Here is a 14,191-nt window from a genome sequence, read left to right on the forward strand (position 1 = left end):
CCGTTTTCCGCCTGTTTTTCGGACCTTGGTGTAGCGGAGACACCTTAAGAAAACGTGGGCGGAGAGCCTTCCTTCTCCCCGTCACTCCACGGGGAGAAGGTGCCGGCAGGCGGATGAGGGGCGGCGCTAGTCTACGGAGATTGCACTGATGGGCCGGGTGAGGAGAATTAGATTAGCTATAGACGAACCGGCTTGCGCAGTCCGGCATGTCATCTCCCGGTTGGGGACATGCGATAATCGCGGGACTTCGCGCCGCCCCTCATCCGCTCTTCGGGCACCTTCTCCCCGTATAGGGACGGGGAGAAGGAAAGCGCTGCGCCGTTATGCGAAGGCGCCGTGGCAGTGCTTGTATTTCTTGCCGGAACCGCAGGGGCAGGCCTCGTTGCGGCCGACCTTGCCCCAGGTGGCGGGGTTCTTCGGGTCGCGGTCTTCCGGGGCGACGATGGCGCTGGTCTCCTGGCGCACCAGAAGGGCAGTCTCACCGCCGTCGAAATCATTCTCGCCGGTGCTGCCGTCGATATGCGTGCCGAACATGTCGGGCGCTTCCGGAGGCGGGGCTTCGGCGGCCTGGCGAACCAGTTCGACGCGCATCAGCTGCGCGGTGACGGCCTGGCGCAGATTGCCGAGCATCGCCTGGAACAGCTCGAATGCCTCGCTCTTGTATTCCTGCAGCGGATCGCGCTGGGCGTAGCCGCGGAAGCCGACGACCGAGCGCAGGTGGTCGAGGTTGACGATGTGCTCGCGCCACAAATGGTCGAGCGTCTGCAACACGACCGAACGTTCGACATAGGTCATCACCTCAGGCCCGAACCGCTCGGCGCGCTCCTTGGAGGCGGCGTCGGCGGCAGCGGAAATGCGCTCGCGGATGTCGTCCTCGGCGATGCCTTCTTCCTTGGCCCACTCCTCGACCGGCAAGTCGAGATTGAGGAATTCGGCGACCTCTGCCTTCAGGCCAGCGACATCCCACTGCTCGGCATAGGCATTTTCGGGGATGGCCTTGGCGACGATCTCCTCGATGACGCCTTCGCGCATCTCGGTAATGGTTTCCGACAGGCCTTCGCCGTCCATCAGCTCGATGCGCTGTTCGAACACCACCTTGCGCTGGTCGTTCGAGACGTCGTCATATTTCAAGAGGTTCTTGCGGATGTCGAAGTTGCGCGCCTCGACCTTCTTCTGCGCCTTTTCCAGCGCCTTGTTGATCCAGGGATGGATGATCGCCTCGTCTTCCTTGAGGCCGAGCTTCTGCAGCATGCCGTCCATGCGCTCGGAGCCGAAGATGCGCATCAGGTCATCCTGCAGCGACAGGAAGAATTTCGAGCGGCCAGGGTCGCCCTGGCGGCCGGAGCGGCCGCGCAATTGGTTGTCGATACGGCGCGATTCATGGCGCTCGGTGGCGAGAACGTAGAGGCCGCCGGCGGCCAGCGCCTTTTCCTTCAGGCGCTCGACGTCGGCGTTGATTTCCCTTTCGCGTGCTTCGCGCTCGGGGCCCTCAGGCATGTCGCCCAGTTCCTCGGCGATGCGCATCTCGGCATTGCCGCCAAGCTTGATGTCGGTGCCGCGGCCGGCCATGTTGGTGGCGATGGTGATGGCGCCGGGCTTGCCGGCCTGGGCGACGATCGCCGCTTCACGCTCGTGGTGGCGGGCGTTCAGCACCTCGAAATCCTTAAAACCTTCCTTGCGCAGGCGCTCGGCGAGCTGCTCCGACTTCTCAATCGATGTCGTGCCGACCAGCGTCGGCTGGCCCTTGGCGCTGGCTTCGCGGATCTCCTTGACGATCGCCTTGTATTTCTCCTCGACCGTCCGGTAGACCTCGTCGTCCTCGTCCTTGCGGATGACCGGCAGGTTGGTCGGGATTTCGGTGACCTCGAGGCCGTAGATGTTGCCGAATTCCTCGGCCTCGGTCAGCGCCGTGCCTGTCATGCCGGAAAGCTTCTTGTAAAGGCGGAAGTAGTTCTGGAAGGTGACGGAAGCGAGCGTCTGGTTCTCCGGCTGGATCGCCACGTGCTCCTTGGCTTCGAGCGCCTGGTGCAGGCCTTCGGAATAGCGGCGACCGGGCATCATGCGGCCGGTGAACTCGTCGATGATGACGATCTCGCCGTTGCGCACGATATAGTCCTTGTCGCGCTGGAACAGCCGGTGCGCCTTCAGCGCATTGTTGACATGGTGGACGATGGCGACGTTCTCGACATCGTAGAGCGACTCGCCCTTCAGCAGGCCGGCATCGCGCAGCAGGTTCTCCAGCTTCTCGGTGCCTTCCTCGGTGAAGATCGAGGTCTTCTGCTTCTCGTCGATCTCATAATCCTGCGGCTGCAGCTGGATGATGAAGGTGTCGATGGTGTTGTACATTTCCGAACGATCCTCGAGCGGACCGGAAATGATCAGCGGCGTGCGCGCTTCGTCGACCAGGATGGAATCGACTTCGTCGACGATCGCGTAATTGTGGCCGCGCTGCACCATCTGGGCGCGCTCGTATTTCATGTTGTCGCGCAGGTAGTCGAAGCCGAGCTCGTTGTTGGTGGCGTAGGTGACGTCGGATGCGTAGGCGACGCGACGCTCCTCGTCGGACAGGCCGTGGACGATGACGCCGACCGAGAGGCCGAGGAATTTGTAGACGCGGCCCATCCATTCGGAGTCGCGCGTGGCGAGATAGTCGTTGACGGTGACGACATGGACGCCATTGCCGGCAAGCGCGTTGAGATAGACCGGCAACGTCGCGACCAGGGTCTTGCCTTCGCCGGTCCGCATTTCGGCGATGCCGCCATTGTGCAGCACCATGCCGCCGATCAGCTGGACGTCGAAGGGACGCATGCCCAGCACACGGCGCGCCGCCTCGCGGACGGTGGCGAAGGCCGGTACCAAAAGGTCGTCAAGGCTGGCGCCGTTGGCGATGTCCTGGCGGAATTTCTCCGTGCGGCCGGCAAGCTCGGCGTCGGAGAGCGCCCGCATCTCGTTTTCCATGGCGTTGATCGCCTCGACACGGGGCCGGGTCGATTTGACCCGACGGTCGTTGGAGGAACCGAAAACCTTACGGGCGAGACCGCCGAGACTGACCATTCAATGGCCCTTTCGATAGAATTCTCAATCTTGAGATGGGCGCCGGCCGGCCCCATCAAATCCGCGTGAACGCGCCGCCTGAATACGGGCAAACACAAAAAGCGCCCGGAAAACGGTTCTGGACGCCAAGTCGTTGGACAGATAAGAGGGGGCTCAACTGATGTCAACGCCGCGCTGGCCCTGGCGGTCGCGCCAAATTCCGCCACAATCTGGCTGATCTGGAACCCATCCTCCTTACAATCCTTCACCGGAGTCATTCCAATGCCCTTGTTGTTCCGCCGTGCGTCGCTTGCCAGCCTTGGCCTGGCCTTCGGCCTGTCGGCTCTTTGCCTCTCCCCGCTGATGGCCCAGGAGACCGCTCCTGCTGCTCCGGCCGACGCGGCGGCACCCGCGGCGAAGCCGGTCGATCCGAATGCCGTCGTCGCCACCGTCAATGGCCAATCGCTCACTGAAGCCGATCTGGTGCTTGCCGAAGGCGAGCTGTCGCAGCAATTCGCGCAACTGCCGCCCGAACAGCGCCGCGCCGCCGCACTCTCCGCTGCCATCGAGATCCGCGTCATGGCCGCCAAGGCCGTCACCGACGGTCTTGACAAGGATCCAGACTTCCAGCGCCGCATGGCCTTCCTGCAGCAGCGCGCCCTGCATGGCGAGATGGTCGAGAAGGGTGTTGTCGACAAGGTCACCGACGCTGAGGTTCGCGCCCGCTACGACCAGGAGATCGCCAACACGCCGCCGGTCAACGAGGTGCATGCCCGTCACATCCTCGTGAAGACGAAGGAAGAGGCCGAGGCCATCATCAAGCAGCTCGATGGCGGCGCCGATTTCCAGAAGCTCGCCAACGAGCACACCAGCGATCCTTCAGGCAAGTCCAATGGCGGCGACCTCGGCTGGTTCGGACCCGGCCAGATGGTGCCGGAGTTCGACAAGGCGGCCTTTGCGCTCGAGGTCGGCAAATACACCGAGCAGCCGGTGCAGTCGCAGTTCGGCTGGCATGTCATCAAGCTCGAGGACAAGCGCGCCAAGCAGCCGCCGGCTTTTGACGACGTCAAGGACCAGGCAAAGCAGGCCGTCATCCGCGACAAGTATTTCGCGCTGGTCAAGTCGCTGCGCGCGGGCGCCAAGGTCGAGATCCCCGACGCCAAGCTGAAGCAGGCCGTCGATACGCTGGAAAGCGGCAAGTAAGCCTTAAAGGCTTTTTCAAAAGGGGCGCGGCAGCGAAGCTTGCCCCGCCCTTTGTTTATTGGGCGGCCGCTATGCCTTTCAGGAGATAGCGGACCACCGTGCGGATCGTTGCCTCGGGCTCGTCGAGCCGGTTGATCAGGAGATGCCGCCAGGCATAGGAAGCCAGCAGGTCGGCGACCACGGCCGGATCGATGTCGCCCGCGACCTCACCTCTTGCCTTGGCGCGCTCGATGATCTGACCGGTGTGGGCGCGGCGCCCGCCGGCATAGCCGGCAAGGGCCGCGGCCGCGGCTTCATCCGACTGCGCCTCGGCAATCAGCGACCTGAACACGCTGCCCGACGATGTCTCGCGCCAGTGGAAGAACAGGTTCTGCAGGAAGCCGACGAGATCCTCTTCCAGATTTCCGGTATCGGGAACGTCGACGCGCTTCTGGCGCTGATAGACTTCGAGCAGCAGCGCGGCCTTGCTTGGCCACCAGCGATAGATGGTCGGTTTGCCGGCGCGGGCGCGCCGCGCCACCGCCTCGATCGAGAAGCCGGCATACCCGGCCTCGACAAGCACTGCCTCGGCGGCCTCCAGAATGGCATCCGCACTGTCAGGATTGCGCCGCGCACCGATCGATTTGCGCGCCGTATCCGCCTCCTCGGCCATTCCTGTCGTCCTCGTTTCAATTTCCGGGCGATGATAAGTGATCCGCCGATGAAACGAAACGACCCGTTTTTTAGCGTGAGAGCGCGTTCGTCATCAGGACGCCGGTCCTTACATCGCATGCGATGTCTCCGGCACGATGCGCCATCCCTCGTCGGTCTTGAATGGAGCGGGTTTCCCGCCCCGCAGGCCTGGCGAAAACGCCCTTGCGCCGGCGCGCCGTATCGGGCAAACCGGCCTTCCCTTGCGATTTTCCCGCCCGAGGTTGCCATGTCCACCACGATTTCACCGCTCGCGCCGAAGAAATATCCCGAGATGCCTGTCGTCGAAGGGGTGCGCATCGCCACCGCCGAAGCGGGGATAAAGTACAAGAACCGCACCGATCTGCTGGCGATGGTCTTCGACGCGGGCACCACGGTCGCCGGCGTGTTCACGAAGTCGAAATGCCCCTCGGCGCCGGTCGATTTCTGCCGGCAGAACCTTGGCGCCGGCAAGGCCCGGGTGCTGGTCGTCAATTCCGGCAATGCCAACGCCTTCACCGGCAAGAAAGGCCGCGAATCCACCGCGCTGACCGGCGAGGCGGCGGCCAAGGCGGCCGGCTGCACGGCGGGCGAGGTTTTCCTGGCCTCGACCGGTGTTATCGGCGAGCCGCTCGACACAACCAAGTTCAGTCATCTGCTCGCCGGGCTGGTCAGCGACGGCAAGCCGGACCTGTGGACCGAGGCGGCAAAGGCCATCATGACCACGGACACCTATCCGAAGGTGGCGACGCAGATGGTCAAGCTCGGCGACACCGACGTCACCATCAACGGCATTTCCAAGGGGGCCGGCATGATCGCGCCTGACATGGCGACGATGCTTTCCTTCATCGCGACCGACGCGCCGATCGCCGCACCGGTGCTGCAGGATCTGTTGTCGCGGGGCACGGCCAAGACCTTCAATGCGGTGACCGTCGACAGCGATACGTCGACCAGCGACACGCTGCTGCTCTTTGCCACCGGCAAGGCCGCGAAGCGCGGCGCGCCTGAGATCACCGACCCTAGGGACGCCCGGCTCGGCGCGTTCCGTCGGGCGCTCGGCAAGGTGCTGAAGTCGCTGGCGCTGCAGGTGGTGCGCGACGGCGAGGGCGCGCGCAAGCAGGTCGAAGTCACCGTCACCGGCGCGAAATCGGCCCGCTCGGCCAAGCGGATCGCGCTGTCGATCGCCAATTCGCCGCTGGTCAAGACCGCCGTTGCCGGCGAGGATGCCAATTGGGGCCGCGTCGTCATGGCCGTCGGCAAGGCCGGCGAGCCCGCCGATCGCGACCGGCTGTCGATCTGGTTCGGCGACAACCGGCTGGCCTATGAGGGCGAGCGCGACCCGGCCTATTCGGAAGAAAAGACCTCGGCCTACATGAAGCGCGACGATATCCGCATCCGCGCCGATATCGGCATCGGCAGCGGCAAGGCGACGGTGTGGACCTGCGATCTCACCAAGGAATATGTCGCCATCAACGGCGATTACCGGAGCTGATCGCCTTGGTCTCGCGCCATCCGGCAAGCATGCTCGCAACCGTGCGCCGCTACGAAGCGGCCGGCTTTCGCGCGTGGCCGGCGGCCGCCGTCCACTATGACGGCACCTGGGTGGTGCGGCTGACCGCCGGCCACCCGGCCAAGCGGCTGAATTCGGTCAATCCGCTCGATCCCGGCGACATCCAGCACATCGCCGATCGCATCGGCCGCGCCAGCCGCCGCTTCGATGCCTATGGCCGGCCGCTGACGTTCCGCATGTCGCCGCTGTCGGGTCCCGATCTGGCCAGCCATCTCGACAAGGAGGGCTGGAGCCGGTTCGACGAATCGCTGGTCATGCGGCTGTCGCTGGCTGATGCCCATCTCGACGCCGCCATGGATCAGATTCCGCTCAAGGACATCAGCCGCTTCATCGGCGCGTCGCTCAAGGTCAGCGGCTCCGACGTTTCGCTGCGGCCTGGCCTGTCGGAGATCATCGGCGCCATCCAGCCGGAGGCCGGGCTGTTCGCCCTAGAGGATAACGCGGAGCCGCTGGCAACGCTGATCTGCGTGCATGATGGCGATCTCGCCGGACTGTTCGAGGTCGCCACCGACAAGTCGGCGCGCAACAAGGGGCACGGCCGCAACCTGATCCTGTCGGCGCTGAAATGGGCACGGCTGCGCGGCGCGCGGGAAGCCTGGCTGCAGGTCGAGGCGGGCAATGCGCCGGCGCTGGCGCTCTACCGCACGCTCGGCTTCGAGGAAGTCTATCGCTATCACTACCGCCGGCCGCCCGGCCATGAATGATCTGGTCGATCCCGGCAAGCGCCTGCTCCTGGTTGCTGCCTGTGCTCTGGTCGACACCGACGGTCGCGTGCTTTTGGCGCAGCGGCCGCAAGGCAAGCAGCTTGCCGGCCTGTGGGAGTTTCCCGGCGGCAAGGTCGAGCCCGGCGAGACGCCGGAACAATGCATCATCCGCGAACTGCATGAGGAGATCGGCATCGAGACCGAGATCCCGTGTCTGGCGCCGCTCACCTTCGCCAGCCATTCCTATGACGACTTCCATCTCCTGATGCCGCTGTTTGTCTGCCGCCGCTTCCGCGGCATCGCCCAGCCCAGGGAAGGGCAGGCACTGAAATGGGTGCGGCCAAAGCAGATGCGCGACTACCCGATGCCGCCGGCCGACGCGCCGCTGATTCCGTTCCTCATCGATCTCCTCTGAGGATCGGTGAACTGATCGGTACCACGGTCCATGTCAGCCGGCGTTAATGGAAGATTTATCTCATCATGAAAAATAGATGCATGGCCGTATTTGTCGCGGTCGCCGCCGAATCGCAGGGAGCGATAGCATGAGCCTGGACAGGGATTGGGATTCGATCCGGCCCGACCGCGGCTTCCGTGCCGCCGATGCCGGGATGGGCATCTTGCGCGTCACGTTGCTGTTCGGATCGGCCGCGGTGGCGCTGGCGCTGATCGCGACGCCTTTCCTCGACAGTCAGACGCGCTCGCAGTCGGCTCGCGACGGTTTTCCCGGTCTCGACATGACGGCCACCGGTTCGATCAGCCATCGCAGCACCTATACGGTGCGCCGCAGCGTGCTGCAGCCGGAGCCCGGTTCGGTCTGCATCATCGGGTCGGACGGCAAGACCAGCGGCGACTGTTGAGATGGTTAAGACATTTTAACGGGAGCGGCTGTTTCACCGCCTGTTAAGCCTTTGCTATTAACCTTTCTTAACAGATCGGCGGTAAGGTCCTGGCAACGGGGATCGAGGCCATGAAAACAGTGCTGCTGCGTTTTCTGAAGGACGACACCGGCGCCACCGCCGTCGAATACGCCCTGATCGTCACCGTGCTGTCCCTGACCATCATCGGCGGCATCGGCCAGGTCTTCAACTCGATTACCTGGCTGTTCAGCGACAACACCAGCCGGCTTGCGAACGCCTTCGCGCCTTGACCCTGGCTGTCCGCGCGGCGGACAGATCAATGCCCTTCAGGTCCTTCCAGCACAGCCTTCAGCGAGACCTTGGCTGAACCAGGCTTCAGCGGTTTTTGCTGTGACGCATCGGGTGCCCAGCCGGACATCCAGACCATCGAGAAAGTTGCCCGGATCCGACCGTCGGGGTCGGAAAAACGCTCGGCGTAGATTTCCGCGGCGCGGGCAAACAGCCTGCGAAGCCCCGGTCGCCGGCTGCGATCGGCCAGTGCGCTGGTTTCGCCCATGCCGCGCAGATCGGCCATCAGGGCAAACAGGTTGGCATAGCGCACCGTCACCGTCTCGACGTCGGCGACCGGCAGGGCGAGACCAGCGCGCTGCAGCAGCGCACCGGCGTCGCGCACATCGGTGAACGGGATGACGCGCGGGCTGGCGCCCCCGTAAAGCTCGGTCTCGGCCGCAAGCAGGCTTTCGCGCAGCTCGCCGAGCGTACCTGCACCGGCAAAGGCACCGAGGAAAAGCCCATCCGGCCGCAGCGCGCGGCGGATCTGGATCAGCATGCCGGGGATGTCGTTCATCGCCTGCAAGGACAGAAGCGACACGGCCAGATCGAGACTTTGCGGTTCGAACGGCACGGTCTCCAGGGGCGCGATCAAGCCGACACTGCCGATGAGGAAGGCGGCGTCTGTCTCGACGCGGACGATGTCCCCAACCTTGCCGCTCGCGGCTAGAACGTCGGCTGCCGCCGGCGTCTGGCAAAACAGCACCGCCGCCTTGCCGAACCGGCGTTCGACGGCACCCAGCCGGTCGGCAAGGTCCTCAGCGGCGCGGTTCATCAGGAAATCGGCGCCGTCGACAGGATGAGCAAGCGCGCGCCGCTTGTGCGCCAGCCATAGTGAGGTGTCCATTATAGGCTGCAAGGGGCGGATCCTTGTTTGTCCCTGCCGTGATATGGTTGGGCACTGATCTAGTTGGTATAATGGCATGCAGGTGGCCGATCCGATGTCCAAGATCAAGTCCATCGACATCAGGAGCCTGGCCCGATCGGCTCTCGGCTGGCCGTCGCGCATCCTGTTTCCGCCCGTCTGCGCCGGCTGCCGCCGGCATGTCTCGCAGCCCGGCGTACTGTGCGGCGCCTGCTGGCCGAAGCTCAGGCTGCTGGAACGGCCCTGGTGCCCGGTGATGGGCACGCCATTCATCCACCATATGGGCGAGGGCTTTCTGTCGGCCGAGGCGATCGCCGATCCACCGCCCTTCGAGCGAGCACGGGCGGCCGTCGCCTATTCGGGCGTGGCTCGTCAGATGGTGCAAGGCCTGAAATACCAGGACCGTACCGATCTCGCGCCTTGGATGGCGCGCTGGATGGTGCGCGCGGGCGCCGATCTCATTGCCGAGGCCGATGTGGTTGTTCCGGTGCCGCTACACTGGCGGCGCTTTTTCAGGCGGCGTTTCAACCAGTCGGCGGAATTGGGGCGCGCGGTTTGCGAACTCAGCGGGCTGTCCTTCGCGCCCTCCGCCATGCGGCGCGTGAAACTCACCCGCCAGCAGGTCGGGCTGGAGCGACAGGAACGCGAGGAGAATGTGCAGACCGCGTTTCGTGTGCCGGCGGAAGCGGAAATCGAGATTACCGGCCGCAGGGTGCTTCTGATCGATGATGTCTACACTACGGGTGCCACCGTGCGTGCCGCCACCAAGGCGCTGAAAAGAGGAGGTGCGGCCGCCGTCGACGTGCTGACCTTTGCCCGCGTGCTGCCGGGGGACTTCCGGGCGGATGAGTCCGTGACTATATAAGTCGGCAACAGAGAACGGAAACGCCATGGCCGATGTCACCATCTACACCCGCATGATGTGCGGCTACTGCACGGCAGCCAAGCGGCTGCTGGAGCGCAAGGGCGTCGCCTATACTGAGCATGACGCCTCGTTTTCGCCGGAACTGCGCCAGGAGATGATTTCGCGCGCTCATGGGCGTACGACCTTTCCGCAGATTTTCATCGGCGACAGGCATGTCGGCGGCTGCGACGACCTCCATGATCTGGAGGCCGAAGGCCGGCTGGACAAACTGCTCGCCAACGGCACGACGATTTGAGGGTATGATCATGGATGTTTTCAAGGCCGCGGCGATCCAGATGCGCTCAGGCGAAAGTCCTGAGCGCAATGCGGTCGATCTCGAACGGTTGGTGCGTGAAGCGGCGGCGCAAAATGCCACCTACATCCAGACGCCTGAAATGACCGGAGCGCTGATCCGCGACAAGGAAGCGCGTGCCGCCTCCTTTACCTCCGAGGACAAAGACATCGTCGTCGCGACCGCGCGCGGACTGGCGCGCGAACTCGGCGTCTACCTCCATATCGGCTCGACCGCCATCCTGCGCGCCGACGGCAAGCTCGCCAACCGGGCGCTGTTGTTTGGCCCGGACGGCACCACGCTTGCCACCTATGACAAGATCCACATGTTCGACGTCGATCTCGACAATGGCGAGAGCTGGCGCGAATCCGCCTCCTATGAACCAGGCATCGAGGCCGTCGTGACCGAGATCGCGGGCGCGAAATTGGGTTTTGCAGTTTGCTACGATCTGCGGTTTCCGCAGCTGTTCCGTGCCGAGGCGATGGCGGGCGCCGACCTTTTGACCGTGCCCGCGGCCTTTACCCGTCAGACGGGCGAGGCACACTGGCACGTGCTGCTGAGGGCCCGCGCCATCGAGAACGGCGCCTTTGTCGTCGCCGCCGCGCAAGGCGGCCTGCACGAGGACGGCCGCGAGACTTATGGCCATTCGCTGATCGTCGATCCGTGGGGGCGCATCCTGGCGGAAGCCGCGCATGACGAACCCGATGTGATCGTCGCCGAGATCGACCCGGCGCAGTCGCTTGCGGCGCGCAAGAAGATACCGAACCTCAGAAATGCGCGGGATTTTACCATCAATGCCGGCGCGGTGGAGGCGCCGCGTCTCAGGGGTGCCGCCTCTTGATCCGCTTTTCCCTCATCTGCGAAAACGAGCACGAGTTCGAGGGCTGGTTTCGCAGCAATAACGATTTCGACACCCAGAAGAAGCGCGGTTTTGTCGATTGTCCCAGCTGCGGCTCGCACAAGGTGCAGAAGGCCCTGATGGCGCCCGCCGTCTCGACCGCCCGCAAGCAGGAAACCATTGCGCTGGCCATGGGCGAGGCGCAGAAGCAGGCCATGGCGCAACTGAAGGCGATGGCCGAGAAGGTGCGCGAGAATGCCGACTATGTCGGCGACAAGTTCGCCGAGGAAGCGCGAAAAATCCACTTTGGCGAGACCGACCCGCGCGGCATCTATGGTGAAGCGACGCTGGAAGAGGCCAAGAGCCTGGCCGAGGACGGCGTCGATTTCATGCCGATCCCGGTATTTCCGGACGATCGCAACTGAATGATCAACTCACGTTGCCGATCAGCTTCTCGAGCAGGCTCGAAAGCGTCTCCTGCTCGGCCTTCGTCAGGCCCGAAAGAATCTCGTGTTCATTGGCCACATGGGCGGTGACAGCCTCGTCGATCAGCGCCAGACCCTTTTCGGTCAGCCGTACGACAATGCCGCGCCGGTCGCTGGGGTGTGGTCCGCGCAGGATCAGCCCCAAGGTTTCGAGCCGGTCGAGCCGGTTGGTCATGGCGCCGGACGTCACCATCGTCGCTTCGTAAAGCGCTGTCGGGGTCAGCGCATAGGGCGATCCCGAGCGGCGCAGCGTCGCCAGCACGTCGAACTCCCCAGACTGCAGTCCATAGCGAGCAAACAGCGGCGCGAGCCGCTCGCGGGCGATTAGAGACGACGCCTCGTTCAGTCGTCCGAGCACGGCCATCGGTGACACATCCAGGTCGGGCCGCTCCCGCTTCCATTGCTCGATCGCCCGCGCTGCCCTATCCACCGTCTCACCGCTATGTATCTTGACGTTAAGAATCTTTCCGCTATCATAACGCAGGATGCAAGGCCGGCCAAGAGCCGCGCGGGACAGGGTTCGATCATGAAAATTCTCTGGGATTCGGCTCTCGGCCTGCTGGTGGTCACCGGCGGCCTTCTTGGCCTGACGCTGCCCTTCGGCAAGCTCGCCACGGCGGACGGCGTGCCGGCCATGGTCTGGGCCTTCGTCATTTCGCTTGGTGCCGGCGGCGTGCTTTTGTGCGCATTGCTGCTCAGCAGGCAAAAGATCCGGCTGACGGCGCACAAGCTGCGCTATTTCTTCGTCACCGCGGCTGTGTCCTACGCGTTTCCCAATCTCCTGATGTTTTCAGCCATCCCGCATCTCGGCGCCGGCTATACGGGCATCATGTTCACGCTTTCGCCGGTCATCACGCTGGTGTTCTCGATCCTGCTCGGTGTCCGGCGCCCCAATATGCTCGGCATATCAGGCATTGCCGTCGGCTTCATCGGTGCAGTGATGGTCGCTCTTACGCGCGGCGAGACCGGCCAGCCGGCCGACTATTTCTGGGTGGCCGTCGGGCTGCTCATTCCGGTCAGCCTCGCCGCCGGCAACATCTACCGCACCGTCGATTGGCCGGAAGGCACCGGCCCGATCGAGCTTGCCGTCGGCAGCCACCTGGCGTCGGCGACGCTGTTGTTCATCGGTATTCTTGCCCTGTTCGGCCTCAAGGCGTTCGCGCCGCTCGGCGGTGTGCCGCTGGTGGTCGTCGCGCAAGTCGCATCCGCATCGGCGATGTTCGCCTTCTTCTTCCGGCTACAGGCCGTCGGCGGCCCGGTCTATCTCAGCCAGATCGGCTATGTGGCGGCCGCGGTAGGGCTGTTTGCCGGCACGATCTTCCTTGGCGAGCACTACCAGCTGCTGACCTGGGCCGGCGCCGTCATCATCACCGCCGGCGTGTTCATCACCACCAGGGCGCAGAGCCAGACCAGCATGAGAGCGCAGGGCCAGGCCGCCTAAACGTCTTCACCCTTGCCGGCCGTACTGGCGAGGCGGCTCCCGTCCGCTCGATGCCGAATGGCGAGAGACTGGATCAGACCGATCCTTTTTCCGCCAGCACCATGTAGTTGACGTCCATGTCCTTCGATCGCGACCAGCGGTCGGCAAGCGGGTTGTAGGTGACGCCGGTGCGGTCGATGACAATGAGGCCGGCGCCGCCAAGCGCCTTTTCCAGTTCTTCCGGGCGCACCAGCTTGCCGAATTGGTGGGTGCCGCGTGGCAGCCAGCGCAGCACGTACTCAGCGCCGATGATGGCCAGCCCCAGCGCCTTCAGCGTACGGTTGATGGTGGCCACGAACATGATGCCGCCGGGCCGGACCATCTGCCCGCATTTGGCGACGAACAGGTCGATGTCGGCGACATGCTCAACCACTTCCATGTTCAGGATGACGTCGAATGTCTCGCCGGCGTCGGCGAGGTCCTCGGCCGTCGTGGCGCGATAGTCGACGCTCACATTGCCTTCGGCGGCATGCAGTTTTGCCACTTCGATGTTCGTTTCCGAGGCGTCGGCTCCCACGACCTCGGCGCCAAGCCGCGCCATCGGCTCGCACAAAAGGCCGCCGCCGCAGCCGATGTCGAGGATGCGCAGGCCTTCGAACGGCCGTGCCGCGCGCGGGTCACGGCCGAAGCGCGCCGCGATCTGGTCGCGGATATAGGACAGCCGGACCGGATTGAATTTGTGCAGCGGACGAAACTTGCCGTTCGGGTTCCACCATTCGGCGGCAAGGGCGGAAAAGCGTTCCACTTCTCCGGCATCGATCGTCGATCGGCGGGGCTCTGGCATCGGTTGGTCTCCTCGACACTACAGCGCCGCGCGTCCTTCGGATGCGCAAAGGACGCTGTAGCACTTTGATTCTGCGCATGATCCCTTCCGAAACCGAAGTCGATTTCGGGGTCATGCGCTAGGAAGTCGGGCGTGAGGCCTCGAATGTCAAGGCAACATTTTCTCCCTGCTGCCAGG

The 14,191-nt window shown here is 64.2% G+C and carries 16 protein-coding genes; 11 read left to right on the top strand and 5 right to left on the bottom strand.

The window, feature by feature from the left end; translation table 11 throughout:
• Positions 1 to 321: 321 nt before the first annotated feature.
• A complete protein-coding gene (gene secA, locus FJ938_RS05250) occupies positions 322 to 3,054 on the bottom strand; it encodes a preprotein translocase subunit SecA (protein ID WP_140691788.1) in 2,733 nt (910 codons plus the stop codon).
• 261 nt (positions 3,055 to 3,315) lie between these two features.
• Here secA and FJ938_RS05255 point away from each other — a divergent pair, with 261 nt between their 5' ends.
• On the top strand, positions 3,316 to 4,236 hold the full coding sequence (locus FJ938_RS05255) for a peptidylprolyl isomerase (RefSeq protein WP_140691790.1): 921 nt from the start codon (positions 3,316 to 3,318) through the stop codon (positions 4,234 to 4,236).
• 55 nt (positions 4,237 to 4,291) lie between these two features.
• On the opposite strand, the gene FJ938_RS05260 is transcribed toward FJ938_RS05255, so the two are convergent.
• On the bottom strand, positions 4,292 to 4,888 hold the full coding sequence (locus FJ938_RS05260) for a TetR/AcrR family transcriptional regulator (protein WP_140691792.1): 597 nt from the start codon (positions 4,886 to 4,888) through the stop codon (positions 4,292 to 4,294).
• Between the two features lie 267 nt (positions 4,889 to 5,155).
• On the opposite strand from FJ938_RS05260, the gene argJ reads away from it, so the two are divergent.
• From argJ to FJ938_RS05285, 5 genes are all read left to right on the top strand, one after another.
• Positions 5,156 to 6,397, top strand: coding sequence for a bifunctional glutamate N-acetyltransferase/amino-acid acetyltransferase ArgJ (gene argJ / locus FJ938_RS05265; RefSeq protein ID WP_140691795.1), 1,242 nt, complete (start codon positions 5,156 to 5,158; stop codon positions 6,395 to 6,397).
• 29 nt (positions 6,398 to 6,426) lie between these two features.
• Positions 6,427 to 7,179 (top strand): GNAT family N-acetyltransferase, encoded by a 753-nt coding sequence (locus tag FJ938_RS05270; RefSeq protein WP_140692072.1) that lies wholly within the window; start codon positions 6,427 to 6,429, stop codon positions 7,177 to 7,179.
• Entirely contained in the window at positions 7,172 to 7,594 is a 423-nt protein-coding gene (locus FJ938_RS05275; RefSeq protein ID WP_140691797.1) for a (deoxy)nucleoside triphosphate pyrophosphohydrolase, read from the top strand. Before FJ938_RS05270 ends, FJ938_RS05275 begins: the two co-directional genes overlap by 8 nt.
• A gap of 127 nt (positions 7,595 to 7,721) precedes the next feature.
• Complete coding sequence (locus tag FJ938_RS05280; RefSeq protein ID WP_140691799.1) at positions 7,722 to 8,036, top strand: hypothetical protein; 315 nt, start codon at positions 7,722 to 7,724, stop codon at positions 8,034 to 8,036.
• 110 nt (positions 8,037 to 8,146) lie between these two features.
• Complete coding sequence (locus FJ938_RS05285) at positions 8,147 to 8,326, top strand: Flp family type IVb pilin (protein WP_140691801.1); 180 nt, start codon at positions 8,147 to 8,149, stop codon at positions 8,324 to 8,326.
• 26 nt (positions 8,327 to 8,352) lie between these two features.
• Here the strand turns inward: FJ938_RS05285 and FJ938_RS05290 are convergent, their stop codons facing one another.
• Positions 8,353 to 9,225, bottom strand: coding sequence for a methyltransferase domain-containing protein (locus tag FJ938_RS05290; protein ID WP_140691803.1), 873 nt, complete (start codon positions 9,223 to 9,225; stop codon positions 8,353 to 8,355).
• Between the two features lie 70 nt (positions 9,226 to 9,295).
• Between FJ938_RS05290 and FJ938_RS05295 the strand changes: the two genes are divergently transcribed.
• From FJ938_RS05295 to FJ938_RS05310, 4 genes are read left to right on the top strand one after another with little or no spacing between them, the layout of a single operon-like run.
• On the top strand, positions 9,296 to 10,096 hold the full coding sequence (locus tag FJ938_RS05295; protein WP_140692074.1) for a ComF family protein: 801 nt from the start codon (positions 9,296 to 9,298) through the stop codon (positions 10,094 to 10,096).
• Between the two features lie 25 nt (positions 10,097 to 10,121).
• Positions 10,122 to 10,391 (top strand): glutaredoxin 3, encoded by a 270-nt coding sequence (gene grxC / locus FJ938_RS05300; protein WP_140691806.1) that lies wholly within the window; start codon positions 10,122 to 10,124, stop codon positions 10,389 to 10,391.
• A gap of 10 nt (positions 10,392 to 10,401) precedes the next feature.
• Positions 10,402 to 11,268: a carbon-nitrogen hydrolase family protein gene (locus FJ938_RS05305; RefSeq protein WP_140691809.1), complete on the top strand. Its 867-nt coding sequence runs from the start codon at positions 10,402 to 10,404 to the stop codon at positions 11,266 to 11,268.
• Positions 11,265 to 11,690, top strand: coding sequence for a DUF1178 family protein (locus tag FJ938_RS05310; RefSeq protein WP_140691811.1), 426 nt, complete (start codon positions 11,265 to 11,267; stop codon positions 11,688 to 11,690). Before FJ938_RS05305 ends, FJ938_RS05310 begins: the two co-directional genes overlap by 4 nt.
• A gap of 4 nt (positions 11,691 to 11,694) precedes the next feature.
• Here the strand turns inward: FJ938_RS05310 and FJ938_RS05315 are convergent, their stop codons facing one another.
• Entirely contained in the window at positions 11,695 to 12,180 is a 486-nt protein-coding gene (locus tag FJ938_RS05315; RefSeq protein WP_140691813.1) for a MarR family transcriptional regulator, read from the bottom strand.
• A 96-nt stretch (positions 12,181 to 12,276) separates the two neighbouring features.
• Here FJ938_RS05315 and FJ938_RS05320 point away from each other — a divergent pair, with 96 nt between their 5' ends.
• Positions 12,277 to 13,191: a DMT family transporter gene (locus tag FJ938_RS05320; protein WP_140691815.1), complete on the top strand. Its 915-nt coding sequence runs from the start codon at positions 12,277 to 12,279 to the stop codon at positions 13,189 to 13,191.
• 73 nt (positions 13,192 to 13,264) lie between these two features.
• Here the strand turns inward: FJ938_RS05320 and ubiG are convergent, their stop codons facing one another.
• On the bottom strand, positions 13,265 to 14,014 hold the full coding sequence (ubiG, locus tag FJ938_RS05325) for a bifunctional 2-polyprenyl-6-hydroxyphenol methylase/3-demethylubiquinol 3-O-methyltransferase UbiG (protein WP_140691817.1): 750 nt from the start codon (positions 14,012 to 14,014) through the stop codon (positions 13,265 to 13,267).
• Between the last annotated feature and the right edge of the window lie 177 nt (positions 14,015 to 14,191).

Origin of the sequence: Mesorhizobium sp. B2-4-14 (assembly GCF_006442155.1) — a bacterium.
GTDB lineage: Bacteria > Pseudomonadota > Alphaproteobacteria > Rhizobiales > Rhizobiaceae > Mesorhizobium.